We start from the raw sequence: 17977 nt of genomic DNA, 5'->3' as shown, positions 1-17977 counted from the left end.
CGCGGGCTAGGCCCTAAATAGCACATTGGTTTCTGCACCTATATATATAAGGAGTAGGTGCAGAATTGCTTTCGTTTTCATTCAGTAGCAAAAAGCCGCGCTTCCAAGCGAGAAACGCGGCTTACGACTGGAATGTGGTATGTTTCCTAGGAAGCGTCCGTTGATACGGAAGAGGGGGCGGTAGGTGCCTCGGCCGTCAGCCGGTCCGACTCGGCGGCTTGGAGCAGTAGCTTCAGGTCGGGGTAGAATTCGCGCTGCGTGACGTCATACACGTTGCCCTTCACCAGTACGTGCAGCAACATGTTTTCAATGGAAATAGCCTCGCCTTTGCGGGCGGCGTTGGCGTTGTTGTGTTCCAGCTTGTGCCCATCCATAATAACGACCAGGTTGGAGCCAATGGCTTCGAACTGATGGCCGCCCGTGATGAGCACGCCGGTGTCTTCGCCCAGCCCAATGCCAATAAGCTTGGGATGTAGCGCCACTGCCTCGATGAGGCGACCAAACCGGCCGCGCTTCACAAAATGCGAATCGATAACCACGTTGTTGAGCAAACCAAGTCCGGTGCCCATCTTCACGGCTCCTTTCATTAAGGCATCAGGTACGCTGCCCCCCGCAATCATAGTTTGCGACATGGCCATGGCTCCGGCTGAGGTGCCCGCAATAATGAAGTTGGGCGACTCATAATAGCGCTGCTTCAACACTTGCAGAAACTCGGTGCCACCAAACATTTGGGTGAGGCGCGACTGGTTGCCCCCGCTTATCATAACCACATCGGCGAGGCGCAGCCGCTCCACGTACTCGGGTAGCAGCGCGTCTTCGAGCGTGCGAACGTCCATAATGCCCACTTTCTGACAGTTGAGCATAGCGAAAGACGCCACATAAATCTTGGCTACCTCTTCCGGTATCATGGAGGCCGTGGTAATAACCTCGATGCGCGGATCTTCTTTGCCTGATTCGAGGACCACCCGCTTGAGGATGCCGAGCTCGAAAAAGTTGAGATAGTATTTCTTCTTCGTACGGGGGTTGGGGTAAGTGCCCTTGTCTTCATTGCCCCCAATGGCAATAAGCTTACCCAAAGGTTTGGAATTCTTCAACGCAAAAAATCAAGCTAGTACAACACAAAACAAGAAACCGCAGCAACTCAGCAGCAAGCTTTAGGCCTGGCAACTCAACGGTACGTACAAAAAACAACACGCAGAACCGGATTCCTAACCAGCAGTAAAAGATTACTACGTTTTTCCACCAGCTATAGTGCCCGTGTTTCCAACAGAGTAAGCTGGATTTGGTTGAATCAGGCTTGCCCCACCAGAGAATCAAAAGTGCTGGTCGCGACGGAGTGGTAATTAGGACGGGCGGCGGTATACAGTTGCCGAGCCCGCTCCAAGCCACCGGCAGTAGCGAGCAACGCCTTATAGAGTGGCGTCAAAAATTTGCGCCGCCCGACGTGGGTCAAGAACTGGCGCAGGGCCTCGTCGGCGGGGGAGTAGCCAGCCGCGATGGTATGGGGGAACCAGGCCGCCAGTATTTCGGCATTGCCAGACTGTGTGAAGCCGAAGGCAGCATCGAGTTCCACCAGCTTTGGGGAAGACAAACCCGTTGGTAGTCCGTGCAGGAAGTGCACCCACTCGTGGCTGCTCCAGTTGCTCGTGCCCAGATCGGTGGCGGGGGTGCCTTGCTGCCAGTTATGCAGCGCCGCATCCACCGCCTCGAAGCGGGAAGAGGCTACGGGTGGCGCCCCGGCCGGAATGCCCGGGCCGTTCACCCACGCATCTAGTTGAAGCTTCTCTTCGAGGCCGGGCTGCTTGTCTACTAGCTCGCGCCGTAGGTACGCCACAAACGAGTTGGTGTCTATGCTCTGGAAGCTATGCCGCGCGAAGTATTCCTTAATAAAGGCATCGAGAGCGGGCCGACCCACCAAGTGCTCGATCATGAGAAGGAGGTAATTGCCTTTCTCGTAGGCAATATCGTTGAGTCCTTCGTCGGGGTCGCGGCCGGTTAAGTCGAGGTGCAGGTGGGTGTCCTTGCTTTCAGGGCCTAGTTCCTGAATGGTATGCTGCAACCCGGTGTGGCCGAGCACTTGGAGCATGTCGGAGTAGGAGGGGCCGTACAGCTTCTCCATAATACGCCGCTCAAAGTAGACCGTAAAGCCTTCGTTCAGCCAGAAATCATTCCAGGTTGCATTTGTAACTAGGTTGCCGCTCCAGGAGTGGGCAAGTTCGTGCGCGACAAGACTGGTCAAACTTCGGTCGCCAGCCAGTATAGTTGGTGTTACAAATGTTAAACGTGGATTTTCCATTCCGCCAAACGGAAAAGAAGGGGGCAGCACCAGCAAATCGTATTGGTCCCACCGATAAGGACCATATAGACTTTCGGCGGCTTCCACCATTTTTTCTAAATCTTGAAACTCGCTGGTGGCACTGGGCAGTGTCACAGGTTCGGCATAGATACCAGTACGTGCACTCAGCGGCTCGAAGGCCATATCACCTACGGCCAGCGCCATGAGGTAGGACGGTATCGGCTGGGCCATGCGGAAGCTATACTCGCCAGCGGCATTGCGGGCCTGCGGATTCTCGGCGCTCATTAGCGCCAGCAACTCGGCGGGTACCTGCACCTGGGCATCGTAGGTGAAGCGTACGCCCGGCGAGTCTTGGCACGGTATCCAGGTGCGGGCTAATATGGCTTGCGACTGGGTGAACAGAAAGGGGTGCTGCCGACCGGCTGTTTGTTCGGGCGTTAACCACTGGAGCGCGGCTGCGCTAGGAGTGGTGCGGTACTGGATGGTTACCTGCTGCGTGTCAGGACGAATGGCAATCTGTAGCCGCTGCCCTAGTACGGGGTCAACCTCGCCCAACGAGAATGCAGTTGATGCTCCACGTAAGTCGCCGAGTAGTACCGCTTCGATGTGTAGGTCGCGGGCATCGAGCACCAACTCAGTTGCGCCGGTATGGTTGGCGATTTGCCAAGTGGCATGACCGGCGAGAGTACGAGCCTCGAAGTTGACGCTCAGGCGAAGGGAAAGGTGCTGCACACTGACCTCTGCTGGCCGGGCGTAGCTGTGTGGATCGGGTGTGAAGTGTGGCGTAGTAGGAGCGGTGGTCATAAGCAAAGAAGAAAGGCAGGTGAAAGCAGTGGCATCAACGGAACACAACCAAGCCGCAAAGGTAGCCAAGTCACTTGCGCCCGTTTGGAAAGCTGCCCAGGGAAGTGAAGCTTGACGGCTATGAAATGTTGAGCGAAATGAAGAAGGCGCTTAGTAGCGGTCTTTATAATAGCGAATACGAATAACAAGTGTATCAGCAAAACCCGTTAACTTGCAGGCAGTGGAGAATACTGCAAACCGAGCAACTTATCAGCTCGGAAACCAGTAGAACGCGCAACTAATTGTTCGGTGTATTTGGATAGCTTTTTGCACCAGACCCCTAACAACAGATTGTTGTTCGTTCTTGATTGTTCTCCCATACCTGCATGAATTCATTGTTTCGACCTGCTTTTTTATCCACTCTGCTGTTTTGGCTGCTTAGCCTAACCGTATTTACGGCTGCGTCGTGCAGTCAGGAGCAGAAAGCCCAAATCAAAGATTCGCTGCCCGGTCTCTCCTCGAAGGCTGGTGGCGCGCAGCCCAAGCTCGACAGCGTGTACATCGTAAAGTACATGAGCGCCGAGCCTAAGTTCAAGGATCAAATAGAATGGGGGAAGAAATTCTACCGGGAGCGAGGCTTTCGTCTCGGTTGGTTTCGCGACCATGAGCTAGTGCCCCAAGCCAAGACCATGCTCGGCGTCATCAACAAGGCTGCCGATGAAGGACTTGATCCTAAAGAATACAAGACCAAGGACTTCGATAAGTTATTCGCTGACTTACAAGCCGTTCAGAACGATTCTATCAAGCGAAATGCCTTGGAGAAGGATATTGACGTGGCCCTCTCTGGTACCTACTTCAACTGGGCTTCCGACTTCTATCGGGGCACCGTAGATCCGCGCAAGGTGAAGACGGTAGCTTGGGATGTGAAGCGCAATAAGATCAAGCTGCACAAGGCGCTGATGACGATTCTGAAGGAGCGGGAAAGCACGTACCCGTACTATGAATTCGAGCCTTTGCACCCGGAATATGATCAGCTGAAGAAGGCCCTTGCCAGCTACCGCGACATCCAACGCAATGGCGGCTGGCCTACCATTCCGGCCACCACCAAGCTCAAGCCCGGCCAAGCCTCTCCCATGGTTGCGCTGCTGCGCCAGCGTTTGTTGGGCACGAAAGCAACAACTGACAGTGCCCCTGCGGTAGCTGCCAATTCAGTTGAAACACCAGTTCAGACAGTAGCGAATACGTCGACTTCAGCGCCAGCTAACACGGCAGCCGCCGAGAAATATGAAGGTGAATTGGTGACAGCCGTGAAGGCCTTTCAAACCCAAAATGGCCTCAAGCCAGATGGATTGGTGGCGGATGAAACGCTACGGTTGCTCAATATTCCAGTGGCTCAACGCATCGACCAAATCATCCTCAACATGGAACGTTGGCGCTGGATACCGAAGAAGTTCGAGCCCAATTATCTGCTCGTAAATATTCCCGACTACAAGCTCCACGTTGTCGAAAATAACAAGGAGGCTTTCAACATGAAGGTCATCGTGGGCAAGACGCTTAACGCCACTCCGGTGTTCAGCGACAAGATGGAATCGGTGGTGCTGGCTCCTTATTGGAACGTGCCCTTTAGCATTATTGATAAGGAGCTGCGGCCGAAGTTGGTTGCTAATGCGCAAGCTGTTCTCGACCGACTCGACATGGAAGTAGTGAAAGGTTGGGGTGCCAAAGCCACGCCCATTGACCCGACCACTATCGACTGGGCGAGCGTGACACAGGCCACCTGGAAGTACACGCTGCGCCGCCGTCCGGGTCCCAAAAACGACCTTGGAGACGTGAAGTTTATCTTCCCTAATTCCCAGGATATTTACCTCCACGATACTCCGCACGACGAGTTGTTCAGTCAAGCCAAGCGAGGATTCAGCCATGGCTGCGTGCGCGTAGAAGAGCCGTTGAAGCTAGCTGAATACCTGCTACGCGACAAACCCGGTTGGGACCTAACTCGCATAGAGGAGACTATTGCGGGCGGCCAAGAACAGTACGTCAGCCTCCCTAAACAGCTGCCCGTGTACTTGGTATATTTCACTACCTGGGTTGATGCAGGGGGCAAAGTCAACTTCCGAGAAGATATTTATGGCCATGATAAGTCTCTAGCCAAAGAGTACTTCAATTAAAGGCACCAACCCACACTTGCTTTCGAGTAAGCAGGTTGATAGTAAGAATCGATTCAGAGCCCCACCTACTGCTCCTGGCAGTAGGTGGGGCTTTTCACATAGTTGGGGAAGGCTTCCTTATTGGCAGCTTAAACAAGTGCTACAGGTTACGAGCTTCTGGATTCTAGTGTACGTGCGTGGCGGTTAATAATGCTAGAGCAGTGGCAGCTACCTGCCAGAACGAAAAGTAATTGCCCTCGCAAGTATATCCTACCTGTGATTATATATGTTATACAATTGTAATAAATAGAAATATTGTATTTAAAATTAACAACAGCCCAATAATTGCTAGCGTTTCGTTTACATAGCTTAACTCCTCGGAAAAACAGGATTGTGAGATATTATTACTGTACATTTGTTAATCAATGCTTTTATAGGCTATGGTTGACCGAATTCGAGAAATCTTAAGCGTCCGTCAGCTTACGCCGACGCAATTCGCTGACACTATTGGCGTCGCTCGGCCAATTATCAGTCATATACTAAGCGGCCGCAACAAACCTAGCCTGGAAGTGGTGCAAAAGATAATAGCCGCTTTTCCGGACCTGTCTTTGCTTTGGTTGCTAAGTGGTGCCGGGGCTATGGATGCCGAAGAACCAGCCACCCGCATTGTAAAAACTTCTTCCGGGGTACAGCAGCCTCGCTCTCTAGGCACCAAAACGCCAGAAACTGCCCGTCCCGCGTCGTCCTCCAACAGAAAGCCCCAAGAAGAAGGTACGGCAAAGACTAACATAAGGACTTCAGAAACAGCTAGTGATAGAAGTACACCCTTAGTCGCTCTGGCCGCCGCACCTCCAAAGGAAGCGTCATCTACTTTGCCACTGTTTTCAACTCCTACTGCAGCACCTTATTCCTCTGCTCCAGATAACTTGGCTCCGAATGATTCAATGCATTCTGCAACGAAGGCTGCGTCTATACCGCATGAAAATATTCCTAACAGTTTTTCAGCTTTTGCTAAGCCAACAACTGCTGACAATGCAGCTGCTACAACTACATCAGTGCCCTCTGTAGCGCAGCCTTTTGCCGAGCCTGGTAAAGCTATTCGGCGCATCGTCATCTTCTATCAGGACGGTACCTTCACTGATTACCAGCCTGAGAGTAAATAGACCCAGCTGTAGCGGCGGACACCATACAGCTGCTTATTGCTGAGGATCGTTGGGCTGGTTTTCAAATCCGCTTGCGGTCATAGGTACTTGGTCGTAGTGCAATTTGTCAGTCTTATGTTTCCTAGCGAAATAGGCAGCGTAAATCAAGTGCCATTCTCTATTAGATATCAGGCAGATACAAGTGGATTGTATCGGAATAATTTTGAATGTCCGATAGCATGTCATGTGTGTTGTTGCTGGAATTAATATAGATATAAAACGCTGTAGATCAGAAAGTAACTGCTGATACTTTAAGTGAAGATATAGGATCGGATAACCATGCAAGCGTATTAGATAAGCTCAATAAAAAGCGCTGCTAAAATTTTGTCTGTTCGCTGGTCTTGATACTAAGACAGTTGACACCAGTTGAGAAACAAAAAATTAATATAATTCGGAAATTTCGAGCCGCTAACATGTTTAGCCGTGCTAAAATATTGATGTGCATATGTCAGTAGATAGAGTTGCCTGCCTAGCGTACTAGATACTCAAACAAGAGATAGGTAAAAGGCAATGAGGCTAGAAGATTTCCCGTATGACACGACTTAGATAACGTGCTCTAGCAAGAGTTCAATCACCTCAATTTTACGCGCTGTTTACAGATGTACTTTTGTAAACAATAGCGTCCATTTAGTGATTTATATAGTAGTCATCCTACTAGAAATAGTTTAGCCGAGAGAAGCTCGAAGTAGACTTGGCGATTTTCGGGGTGGTGCTTACCTTTGACGTATGAAAAATTTCCGTCTGCTTTTCTTGCTCGCTATCAGCGCCCCGCTTTTCCTCTCGTCCTGCTCGCAGGCTCCTGATGCCGAAAAAGACCCTGATGCTGATGCCGCTTACAAGCGTGAGCATCGTCAGGAAGGCTACCGGGAGGCGCAACGCAGCAACACCAACTAGGCGGCAGTTCGGCAATTGCGCTAAGATTAGCCTACGTTTTAGGCTTGATTTCTGCGTCTTCTTGCTCCCGATATAACAGCAATTCTTTACCGCAAAACAAAGCCCCACTGGACGCAAATCCAGTGGGGCTTTTGGTTGTACCCAATGCGAAGTCGAAGCATGCCTGTTAGCTCGCTAAAGCCGGAATGTTGGGGCTAGGAGCAAGAGCCGTAGCAGCGCTAGGGAGCAGGTTGGGCAACTGAATGCCGGCCAGCAACTGATTCTCAAGTGTCGTAGCCCAGGTGCGTAGATACAGCACCACGTCGTCGCGCTGATTGTGGCGTAGGGCATTGCGTCGCTCGAAAGGAATAGCGCTCCGGATAGATGGATCGGAAAGACGCTCTAAGTGCGTGAGGTCGGAGCGAGTAAAGCCGAGGGCTAGCATTTCATCGATAGTGGTATCAATGGGTAGGCCGCTGGTAGGGCAATAATCGATTAACTGCCGTTCCCAGTCGCCGTAGCGCTGCATGGCGCGGGCATGAATCTCGCCTTTGGTTAAGTGCGTAATGGTTTGGGCCAAGTGGCCACAATTGCAGCTGCCCATATGACCCCATTGGTACGGAGCCTGAGTAGCTAGGCGCTGAGCCGTGTCGCGGAGTGCCTGAATGACGGGAAGAGTGCTGTGGGCCATAAAACAAACGTCGTCAGAGGGATAAATAACAGCGGCTGCGTAACCGCTGCCTATAAAATACCAACTACCGCTGTTTTGTTTGATAAGTGACTTGTTTATTGGCCTAGAAATTCCTGCTAGTATCTAGTATGCACTACTTGGGCCGGCAATCAAAACAGCCCCAACAAGATGCCGGGGCTGTTTTGGTTTTAAAAGAAATGAAACGGTCAACTTCTTCTAACGCCCGTTGCTGGTATTGCCACCGCGGTAAGAACGACGGCCCTGACCAGAACCAGCGCTAGTACCGCCCGCCGCCCGCTCGCCCGCTGGACGAGAAGAGGCCGCCGGCCGGTTGCCAGTGGCGCGGTTACGGTCGGGACCACCGCGTTGGGCTCCGGCCTCGTGGCTAGGGCGTGCGGCGCGAGGAGCATTTCCTTCTCGTCCCGGCCGAGCCGGCCGACCAGCCGGTCCTTTCGGCCGCTTGATAGACTCGCTGCCATGCAGCAGCACCGGTGCCACCGAGCGGGTGGTGTAGGGGTGGTTGGCTACGAGGTCAATCTGGCGCCGAATAAGCTTCTGAATATCCTGCAAATAAGCGCGCTCCTCGTCTTCCACAAACGTAAGGGCCGTACCGAAGGCACCAGCCCGGCCAGTGCGGCCAATGCGGTGCACGTAGGTTTCCGGCTCGTTGGGCACCTCGTAATTGATAACGTGCGTCAGATCATCCACGTCGATGCCGCGGGCGGCAATGTCGGTGGCAACCAGCACGCGGGTGGTGCCCGCCTTGAAGTTGCTCAGGGCCCGCTGGCGGTGGTTCTGCGACTTGTTGCCGTGGATGGCTTCGGCTGGAATGTTGGCTTTGGCCAGTGTCTTGACCACCTTGTCGGCGCCGTGTTTGGTACGCGTGAACACCAGCACCCGCTTGATAGCGGGGTCTTTGAGTACGTGCTCCAGCAAGTCGGCCTTGTCGTTCTTATCAACCAAGTACACACCTTGCGTCACGGTGTCGGCCGTGCTCGAAACAGGCGTTACGGCCACTTTCACCGGGTTCGGCTTCAAGATGGTGTTGGCCAGCTCCTGGATCTGGGCCGGCATGGTAGCCGAGAAGAACAGCGTCTGCCGGGAAGAGGGCAGCTTAGGCAGAATGCGCTTGATGTCATTGATAAAGCCCATGTCGAGCATCCGGTCGGCTTCGTCGAGCACGAATACTTCCACATGGCGCAAATCAACAAAGCCCTGGCTCATGAGGTCGAGCAGGCGGCCCGGCGTGGCAATGAGCACTTCTACGCCGCGCTTTAGAGTTTGAACCTGCGCGTGCTGGCTTACGCCGCCAAAGATGACGGTGGAGCGCAACTTAGGCAAATGGCGACCATAAGCCCCAAAGCTTTCGTTGATTTGGATGGCCAACTCCCGGGTAGGCGTGAGCACCAAGCAACGAATGCGACCCGGTGCCTGACGCTGTATCTGCGCCGTCTGGTGCAGAATCTGGAGAATAGGAACGGTGAAGGCGGCAGTTTTGCCGGTGCCGGTCTGGGCTACGCCTAGCAGGTCATGGCCTTCCAGCACCTGTGGAATAGCCTGCTGCTGGATAGGGGTAGGGGTCGTGTAGCCTTCCTCGTGCAGGGCACGCAGGATAGGATCAATTAGGTTTAGTTCGTCGAAAGACATCAAAAAGAAAAAAAGCGAGGCCGCGCCCTAATGGTGGCCAGATGGGCAGTGGGTACTAGGCAAGAACGCAAAGGTCGGTGGTTTTGCGGCGAAAAAGGCGCCGCTACATCTTAACACTAGTATCAGACAAGGAAAATATAGCCGCTAAGCAGATCAGAAAATAAGTGAAAACCACTCAACAGTAGCAATTGCCCAGATCCTGAGCGGCATCCTAGTAGGCAAAGAAAGGCGTATAAAAATAAGCGTAGTGCTCTGTAGAGGAAGATAAGCCCCTAAAAGAAGGCCTGCGCAGTGTCAGACTTTCCAAGGGTAGAACCTTGCTAACACCAGCAGCTACCTATTCCGTTTACTTTTCTGAAAATTCATCATCATTCGCTTTATCCCATGGAAATAATCAGCCGAAAAACTGCTTACGATGGTCATTACAAATTGGCGTTGCTCACCATCCAAGACGGCGACAAGCAGCTAAAGCGGGAACGGTTCGAGCCAGGCACCGCCGTAGCGGCCCTGGTATGGGACACAAAGCACGAGCGGTACTTGCTGACCCGGCAATACCGGGCGGGAGCGGAAGCGGAAGTAGTGGAAATAGCCGCGGGCATGGTCGACGGCGACGAAGCCCCGGACGTTGCCATCCGCCGCGAGATACAAGAGGAACTAGGCTACGACGTGGACCGGTTAGAGCAAATTGCCCGCATTTACCCCTCGCCGGGAGCTAATGCCGAGGTCATTACTATTTTCTTTGCCGAGGTCAGCAACAAGAGCGGCGAGGGGGGAGGGCTAGACGAGGAAAACGAGAAGATCGAGACCATCGTCCTCACGCATGAGCAATTGGTTGCGCAGCAGTTTGAAGACGCCAAAACATTGATAGCTGCGCAATGGGCCCAGCTTCGAAAAACGGAATAAGAGAGCAATAACAGGTTTTAGCTGTCGTGTTTTGCGTACTAGGCGACAAAAATTTCACCTGCTTTCTGGCAATAACTGAGGGCTAGCTTGAAACAGAATGCTTTAGCGGACCTGGTAACAGCAGAGTGCGAGGCAAGAGAGGTGTATAACCATATGTGTAAACATAAAGCCCTGACTACGATAAGTAGTCAGGGCTTTATAATAGCTTCATAATAAAAAACAACGCCCTAATGATAAAAAGGATAGCTTATTGGGTTTTTATAATATACTCAAATGTTTGTTTGGTTTTTGCATCGTTGATAAGAACTGTCAGATCTTGAGGAGCATCAGTTTTAACAAATGGTATAGTGCGTTTGCTCATATACAGGTCGCGGTTCCAGAAGCGGCCGTTGCCCGCTTCTAAAGCCGGCAGGTTGAATAGTTCCTTGCCTTCCTTGTCTTTGGCGACAACACTAAGAAGAGCTGGATCGGCATTGGTCGACCCGCGGCGGTACATCGTTACGCTGAGTTCGCCACCGGGGGGCAACTGGCTGAAACGACGCTGATAGGTGGTGTCAGCCCAGCTCTTGATCTTCTTTAGGGCGTCAATTTCGGTGAGCAGATCGGCGTAGGGGCGGTAGGCTACGCGCGTCACGCAAGCGTCTACCTCGGCATCTTCGTCGGTATTTTTGGTTACGTTGAACACATATTGACACTCCTCATCCTTTTTAGCAACCATATATTTCTTGCGGGGCTTGCCCGGCATATACTGGGCCGAAGCCGCTAGGGTGCAAGTTAGGAGAGCAGCCAGGAGAATTATTCTCTTCATAGAAAAAGCGAGATTTACAACTGAAATAAGAGTTTCAGGTTCCCGAAGATAGGTAAGGGCTAAAAGTGGATGGCTGGATTTCGTTTAAAAACACGTTTCACCCGGTCGGTGCGGTTGGTTTACTGGTTGGATGAGAAATAGTGCAGGTTTCGCCGTAATGTGATGTAACGGTAATGCCCGCGTAACGCCCACTTCATAAGGGAAACCGAACTTTGAAACAAGTAAAATCGGCTTTCTCTCTATGCACGCTCCCCTCACAATGCTCCTGTTGCGCCGGACGGTGCGCGGGCTGGCTTACGCATCGTTCCAACTGGCTTTAGGTCTAACCTTTATGCTCCGCTTCATGGGGGCTCTGCGAGTGCCTTTTCGGTTTCATAATGCCGACGAAGATTCTCAGGAAGCCTTCCTTACCCGGCGCACCCTGCCTAGTGCCCGCCTTAATTCCCGCCCCGCCCTTTGAGTGCTCCTGTTTCGGCCGCCAAGAAGCGCCGGCGCGTGGAAGTTGCCGTAGTTTCGGATGTCCATCTGGGCACTTATGGCTGTCATGCCACCGAATTGTTGCGCTACCTGAAGAGCATAAAGCCTAAAGTGCTTGTGCTTAACGGGGATATTGTTGATATCTGGCAGTTCAGCAAAAGCTACTGGCCGAGTACGCACATGCGGGTGGTGCGCCACCTGGCGGGGCTAGCCGCCAAGGGCACCCGCATCTACTACCTCACTGGCAACCACGACGAGCTGCTGCGCAAGTTTGCCGGCACCCGCCTGGGCGCCTTCCACATCGACAACAAGTTGGTGCTGGACCTGCCCCACGGCAAAACGTGGCTTTTTCACGGCGACGTGTTCGATGTCACGATGCAACATTCCCGCTGGCTAGCCAAGCTCGGGGCCAAGGGCTACGACCTGTTAATTCTAATCAACCGAATGGTGAACTGGGGCTTGCATCGTTTGGGCCGTCCGCGGGTGGCCTTGTCGAAAGCAGTGAAGGATAGGGTGAAGAGCGCCGTGAGTTTGGTGGGCGACTTCGAGAATACGGCCGCCACTATTGCCGCCGACCAAGGCTACCGCTACGTAGCTTGCGGCCATATTCATTGCCCCGCAATTCGGCCGGTAAGCACTTCGAAGGGGGATGTGATGTACCTGAACTCCGGCGACTGGGTGGAAAACCTTACGGCACTGGAGTACACCACCAAGACCGGTTGGCAACTCTACCGCTACGCCGCCGACCCCAACATGCCGCAGGACGTCACGCCGGATCTGGAAGAAGTGGACGAGGAAGATGCAGCGGCCGATATGCCCGTGGCTACGCTGCTCGATGGATTGCTGGCCGAGTTTCAACTGCGCCGACCGTAGAAAAACAAAGACCGGAGCCTAGCGCCAGTTTTTAACCACTATCACCGCCTCTCGAATTTATCTTAAAACTACTGTTAAGTTAACTCTCGCCTCCCATTTCCAAGTTATACCTAGTAGAATGCCCCGGATCCTTTACGCCATTCAAGGCACTGGCAATGGCCACCTGAGCCGCGCCCTTGATGTTGTTCCGCTATTGCAAGCGCGCGCTTCTCAGGTTGATTTGCTGGTGAGCGGCCCGCCCGCCGACGTGCAGTTGCCCTTTAAAGTGCGTTACCGCTGCCACGGCATGGGCTTTATCTTCGGCAAAAAAGGCGGCATCAACTTCGTCAAGACCTTTTGGCAATTGAACTCGGTGGCGTTTCTGCGCGAAATGCGAATGCTGCCGGTAGAAAAGTATGATTTGGTGATCAGTGACTTTGAGCCAGTGTCGGCGTGGGCCTGCCGACTGCGCGAGGTGCCGTGCGTGGCGTTGAGCCACCAGAGCGCCGTATTGAGCGCTGCCGCCCCCCGGCCCAAGGACGACGACCTGGTGGGCCGGGCCGTGCTGCGCCACTACGCCCCCACCACGCAGCAGTTCGGCTTTCATTTCGAGCGCTACGAGTCCCACATTTATACGCCCGTTATCCGGCAGCAAGTTCGGCAGCTAACGCCCCAAAACGATGGGCACTACACCGTATATCTGCCCGCCTACGATGAGGAAACGCTGGTCAAGCGCCTGCGCTACCTCAGCCGCGACGTGCGCTGGGAGGTGTTCAGCAAGCACAGTCAGCAGGAATCCGAACACGGCAAGGTGCGCATACGGCCGGTGAGTGGGGCCGCTTTCACCAGCAGCCTCGCCCGCAGCGCCGGGGTGCTGTGCGGGGCCGGATTCGAGACGCCAGCGGAGGCGCTCTACCTGGGCAAGAAGCTGCTCGTGGTGCCCATGCGCAACCAATACGAACAGAGCTGCAACGCTGCCGCGCTGGCCGCCATGGGCGTACCGGTAGTGAAAAATCTTAAAGACAAAAGTCTGGACGCCGTCGACCAATGGCTGCAACAGGGTCTGATGGTGCCCGTGGCGTACCCCGACGAAACAGGCATGGTGTTGGATAGGCTTCTGGCGGAAGTAAGCACGCAAAAGATTACCACTCACCCACTTTAAAGCGTCACTACTTTTTCAACCAGTCGACGTATTGGCGTGTTTGGTTGCTTTGTAGCTCTAATTTCCAGAGGTCGGGCAGCCAATTCCGTCTGCTGTTTGTCCTACCAAAGTCTGGGGTCCCACCTTTCCCTCGGCTTGTCTACTCTATGGCTTCTACTGCTCTACCTGCTGCCTTTTTCCCGCCTACCACACCCACCAACTTCTCCCGGGCCGACTTCGGGCCGGACTTTCGTTGGGGCGTGTCGACGGCGGCGTATCAGACAGAGGGAGCCTGGAACCTAGATGGCAAAGGCCCGAGTATCTGGGACGACTTTGTCCGCCAACGGGGCCGCATCAAACGCGGCGAAACGGCGCAGGTAGCCACCGACTTCTACCACCGCTGGCCGCAAGACCTAGACTTGCTGCAACAAATGGGTATACGAGATTTTCGGTTCTCGATTGCTTGGTCGCGGGTGATACCGCATGGCGTGGGGTTGGTTAACCCAAAGGGTATGGATTATTATGACCGGCTGGTGGATGGTTGCTTGGAGCGGGGCATTACCCCTTGGCCAACGCTCTACCACTGGGATTTGCCCTCCGTGCTGCAAGGGTTGGGCGGCTGGGCTAACCGCGACATTGTGGGCTGGTTCACCGATTACGCTCAACGGGTAGCCGCTCGTCTCGGCGACCGGGTGCAAAACTGGATGGTGCTCAACGAGCCGATGGTGTTTACCGGGGCCGGGCACCTGCTGGGCCTCCACGCACCGGGCAAGCGTAGTCTGGGCGCTTTTCTGGCGGCCACGCACCACGCCACGCTGGCGCAGGCCGAGGGGGGACGCGCACTGCGCGCCATGCTGCCGGCCGATGCTCAAATAGGGACCACCTTTTCCTGCTCCTACGTTACGCCTTGGCGGCCCGACCACGCCCGCGACGCCCGGGCCACCCGGCGCGCCGATGCGCTGCTCAATCGTCTCTTCGTAGAGCCTGCGCTCGGGCTAGGCTACCCCGTAGCCGACGTGCCGCTGCTTGGCTGGCTGGACCGCTACATCAAGCCCGGCGACGAGAAACGGATGCCCTTTGACTTCGACTTTCTGGGGGTGCAGAACTACACGCGCGAGGTGGTGCGCCACTCGCCCTTCGTGCCGTTGCTGTGGGCTTCCTTGGTGGGGGCTGCGCCGCGTGGTGTGCCTCATACGGCTATGGGCTGGGAGGTTTACCCGGAAAGTTTATACCATATGTTAAAGAAATTTGGAGATTACCCAAATGCTCCGCGCTTGCTAGTGACCGAAAACGGCGCTGCTTTTCCCGATACGCTATCCTCTGACGGCAGCGTGCGTGACACAGGTCGCCAGGCGTATCTGCAAGCCTGCATTGGGCAGGTGTTGCGCGCTCGTCGGGAAGGCACCCCCGTTGATGGATACTTCGCCTGGTCGTTCACTGATAACTTCGAGTGGGCCGAAGGCTACGGTCCCCGCTTTGGCCTAGTGCACGTGGAATACGAAACGCAACGGCGGACTATCAAGGATTCGGGCAAATGGTACAGTGAGTTTGTGGCCGGGAAAAATGGCCTCCCACCCGCCAGAGCAGAGAGGGCAGCTTCAACATCTGCTATCCATTCCGTGTATTTAGCGCCTGGCTCCTCGGCCTCCGATATATAGCCAGCAGAGACGAGAAAACGGGGCTGGAAAGCTAAGGAGTAACTGAGTTAACGGCAGCCATTGGCGAGTGGAGTAAGTTCTTAGGGGTGAATAAGCTCCGCGTTATCAGCTAGGCGTGGGTGCTGTTGGGTTGCCGGCTTCACAATTAAATAATTAGCTGATAACTATGTCGTAATAAGCTCCCGGTAGTTTTGACGCATCCATCATTAACCTCATCGAGATGCGTCAATCTTTACTTGCGGGTGGTAAAATCGGTTTGGTGCTGCTGGCATGGCAGGTCGCTCCGGCCGCGGCGCAGACTCTACGCTTCACAGCAGTTACGGCGGTAGTCAACGAAAACGCGGGTACGGTTAGCATTCCAGTGGCTATTGCCAATTCCGGGGCGGCCAGCACCGTGCAAGTAGCCTTGGTAACTAACCTGAGCACGGCCGCCGCGGGTACCGATTTCACGTATGCTGCCCCGCAGACACTGACTTTCCCGGTTGAGACGACCGCCAACCAGACGCTGACGATTCCACTCGCCGATGACGTGTTGGCGGAGGGAGCCGAGTACTTTACGCTGCGCCTACAAAATCCCACCAACGCCACCCTCACGCCCGGTTCTACGGAGGTGCTGGTGTATATCAAAGACAACGACACGCAAGCTCCCGCGCAGTCGCGCAACCTCACGCTCAACCGTCTTAGCTCGTACCAAAACGGCGCTTCGGGTACCAATTCAGCCGAAATTGTGGCCCACGACCCGAGCACGCAGCGTCTGTACGTAGCCAATTCAATAGGAGGGAAGCTCGACATTCTGAGCATAGCCAACCCGGCGGCCCTCACGTCGGTGACATCCATCAATATTCTGCCTTACGGGGGTATCAACTCCGTGGCGGTGCGCAACGGGGTGGTGGCCTGCGCCATTGAAAATACCGATCCGCAGCAAAATGGCAGCGTGGTGTTTTTCGACCAGAATGGTGCTTTCCTCAAGCAAGTAACGGTAGGGGCTTTGCCCGATATGATTACCTTCTCGCCTGATGGCCAGCTACTTGTCACGGCCAACGAAGGTGAGCCCAAAACCGACTACAGCCTGGACCCCGAGGGTTCCGTATCGATAATCGACTTCTCGGGCGGAGTAGCCGGTCTCACGCAGGCCAGCGTCACGACGGTAGGTTTTGCGAGCTACAACAGCCAGGCTGCCACGCTGCGCGCGGCGGGCATCCGTCTCTACGGAGGCACAACTGCCATGCCGAGCACGGTGGCGCAAGACCTGGAGCCGGAGTACGTGGCCCTGTCGGCCGATTCGCGTACGGCCTACGTTACCCTCCAGGAAAATAACGCCATTGCGACCCTCGACCTGGCCACCCGGCAGTTCACGAGTTTGCGCACGGTAGGATACCAGGACCACAGCCAAGCCGGCGTCACCCTCGACGCCTCCGACCAAACCCCGGATATCCTGCTGGCTAACTGGCCTATCCGCGGTATGCGCCAACCCGACGCTATTGCTGCCTTTGAAGTAGCCGGGCAGCGCTACCTTGTCACCGCCAACGAGGGCGATGCCCGCGAGTACAACGCCCTCAACGAAATCAACCGCATCAGCGACGCAAGCTATGTGCTCGATGCTACCGCCTTCCCCAGTGCGGCCTTGCTGAAGAGCCCGCAGGTACTCGGCCGCCTCAACGTGACCAATAAGCTCGGCGATACCGACGGCGACGGCGACTTCGACGAGATTTACACCCTTGGAGGTCGCTCATTCAGCGTGTACAACGCCAGCACCGGCGCCCTCGTCCACGACAGCGGCGACCTGCTGGAGCGCGTCACCAGCACCGATCCGGTATATGGGGCCATTTTCAACGCCAGCAACACCACCGGCAACCCCGCTCGCAAGAACCGCTCAGACGATAAAGGTCCCGAGCCCGAAGGCATCACGACCGGCATGATTCGGGACACGGTGTACGCCTTTGTGTCGCTGGAGCGCATTGGGGGCGTGCTGGTGTTCAACGTTAACAACCCCGCCCAGCCCAAACTGGTGCAGTACGTCAACAACCGGAGCACTACTACGGGCGCCGGCGACCAAGGTCCCGAGGGTATTGTGTTTGTTGCGCCAGCTAACAGCCCCACGGGCCAGCCCCTGTTGCTACTCGCCAACGAAGTGAGCAGCACCGTATCGGTCTACAACATCCAGACGCGCGGCGTGCTTAGCGCTCAATCGGCCCATAACGCAGAGCCGCTGCATCTCTACCCGAACCCGAGTCAGGGCGGCCGGGTGCAGTTGAGTCGGGTGGTAAGTGGTACGCTCCATGACGTGTTGGGCCGCCCCGTTCGCACGTTGCGCAAAGCCCAACAGGTTGAAACCGCTGGCCTCGCGCCAGGCGTGTATGTGCTCCGTGCCGAAGACGGTGCCAGCTCGAAACTGGTGGTGCGCTAGCTTATTTTTATTGGTGTTTTATCTCCCTACACTATCTTCCCTATTGTTACTCGACTCTACCAAAGCCCCGGCTGATTAGCAGTTGGGGCTTT

At 54.8% G+C, this 17977-nt stretch carries 14 protein-coding genes; 9 read left to right on the top strand and 5 right to left on the bottom strand.

The annotated features are described in order from the left end of the window. Nucleotides 1-146: 146 nt before the first annotated feature. Both ACFE7X_RS18610 and ACFE7X_RS18605 read right to left on the bottom strand, forming a co-directional pair. The gene (locus tag ACFE7X_RS18610) at nt 147-1094 is read right to left on the bottom strand and encodes a cyanophycinase (RefSeq protein WP_375437191.1); all 948 of its coding nucleotides are present in this window, start codon (nt 1092-1094) and stop codon (nt 147-149) included. 197 nt (nt 1095-1291) lie between these two features. Next, nucleotides 1292-3100 (bottom strand): M1 family metallopeptidase, encoded by a 1809-nt coding sequence (locus tag ACFE7X_RS18605; protein ID WP_375437190.1) that lies wholly within the window; start codon nt 3098-3100, stop codon nt 1292-1294. A gap of 365 nt (nt 3101-3465) precedes the next feature. On the opposite strand from ACFE7X_RS18605, the gene ACFE7X_RS18600 reads away from it, so the two are divergent. The 3 genes from ACFE7X_RS18600 (at nt 3466) to ACFE7X_RS18590 (ending at nt 7322) form a co-directional block, all read left to right on the top strand. Further along, entirely contained in the window at nt 3466-5247 is a 1782-nt protein-coding gene (locus tag ACFE7X_RS18600; protein WP_375437189.1) for a murein L,D-transpeptidase, read from the top strand. A gap of 419 nt (nt 5248-5666) precedes the next feature. Beyond that, nucleotides 5667-6389, top strand: coding sequence for a helix-turn-helix domain-containing protein (locus ACFE7X_RS18595; RefSeq protein WP_375437188.1), 723 nt, complete (start codon nt 5667-5669; stop codon nt 6387-6389). A gap of 765 nt (nt 6390-7154) precedes the next feature. Further along, complete coding sequence (locus ACFE7X_RS18590; protein ID WP_375437187.1) at nt 7155-7322, top strand: hypothetical protein; 168 nt, start codon at nt 7155-7157, stop codon at nt 7320-7322. A gap of 166 nt (nt 7323-7488) precedes the next feature. On the opposite strand, the gene ACFE7X_RS18585 is transcribed toward ACFE7X_RS18590, so the two are convergent. Both ACFE7X_RS18585 and ACFE7X_RS18580 read right to left on the bottom strand, forming a co-directional pair. Further along, nucleotides 7489-7992 carry a hypothetical protein gene (locus tag ACFE7X_RS18585; protein WP_375437186.1) on the bottom strand — a complete coding sequence of 168 codons (504 nt, stop codon included), beginning with the start codon at nt 7990-7992 and terminating at the stop codon, nt 7489-7491. A 216-nt stretch (nt 7993-8208) separates the two neighbouring features. After that, nucleotides 8209-9639: a DEAD/DEAH box helicase gene (locus ACFE7X_RS18580; RefSeq protein WP_375437185.1), complete on the bottom strand. Its 1431-nt coding sequence runs from the start codon at nt 9637-9639 to the stop codon at nt 8209-8211. Between the two features lie 384 nt (nt 9640-10023). Here ACFE7X_RS18580 and ACFE7X_RS18575 point away from each other — a divergent pair, with 384 nt between their 5' ends. Continuing rightward, entirely contained in the window at nt 10024-10542 is a 519-nt protein-coding gene (locus ACFE7X_RS18575) for an NUDIX domain-containing protein (RefSeq protein ID WP_375437184.1), read from the top strand. A 247-nt stretch (nt 10543-10789) separates the two neighbouring features. Here the strand turns inward: ACFE7X_RS18575 and ACFE7X_RS18570 are convergent, their stop codons facing one another. Continuing rightward, entirely contained in the window at nt 10790-11350 is a 561-nt protein-coding gene (locus ACFE7X_RS18570; protein WP_375437183.1) for a hypothetical protein, read from the bottom strand. A 241-nt stretch (nt 11351-11591) separates the two neighbouring features. Here ACFE7X_RS18570 and ACFE7X_RS18565 point away from each other — a divergent pair, with 241 nt between their 5' ends. The 5 genes from ACFE7X_RS18565 (at nt 11592) to ACFE7X_RS18545 (ending at nt 17885) form a co-directional block, all read left to right on the top strand. Next, nucleotides 11592-11810 carry a hypothetical protein gene (locus ACFE7X_RS18565; protein WP_375437182.1) on the top strand — a complete coding sequence of 73 codons (219 nt, stop codon included), beginning with the start codon at nt 11592-11594 and terminating at the stop codon, nt 11808-11810. Next, the gene (locus tag ACFE7X_RS18560) at nt 11807-12700 is read left to right on the top strand and encodes a UDP-2,3-diacylglucosamine diphosphatase (RefSeq protein WP_375437181.1); all 894 of its coding nucleotides are present in this window, start codon (nt 11807-11809) and stop codon (nt 12698-12700) included. Before ACFE7X_RS18565 ends, ACFE7X_RS18560 begins: the two co-directional genes overlap by 4 nt. A 118-nt stretch (nt 12701-12818) precedes the next feature. Beyond that, nucleotides 12819-13841 carry a glycosyltransferase family protein gene (locus tag ACFE7X_RS18555; RefSeq protein WP_375437180.1) on the top strand — a complete coding sequence of 341 codons (1023 nt, stop codon included), beginning with the start codon at nt 12819-12821 and terminating at the stop codon, nt 13839-13841. Nucleotides 13842-13987: 146 nt separating this feature from the next. Next, entirely contained in the window at nt 13988-15478 is a 1491-nt protein-coding gene (locus ACFE7X_RS18550) for a GH1 family beta-glucosidase (protein WP_375437179.1), read from the top strand. 220 nt (nt 15479-15698) lie between these two features. Next, nucleotides 15699-17885, top strand: a complete 2187-nt coding sequence (locus tag ACFE7X_RS18545) for a choice-of-anchor I family protein (RefSeq protein ID WP_375437178.1) — start codon at nt 15699-15701, stop codon at nt 17883-17885. The last annotated feature ends 92 nt before the right edge of the window (nt 17886-17977 follow it).

The sequence above is a fragment of the uncultured Hymenobacter sp. genome (genome assembly GCF_964242765.1).
GTDB lineage: Bacteria > Bacteroidota > Bacteroidia > Cytophagales > Hymenobacteraceae > Hymenobacter.
The sequence above is the reverse complement of the archived record's forward strand: the minus strand, read 5'-3'. Positions and strand labels throughout refer to the sequence as shown.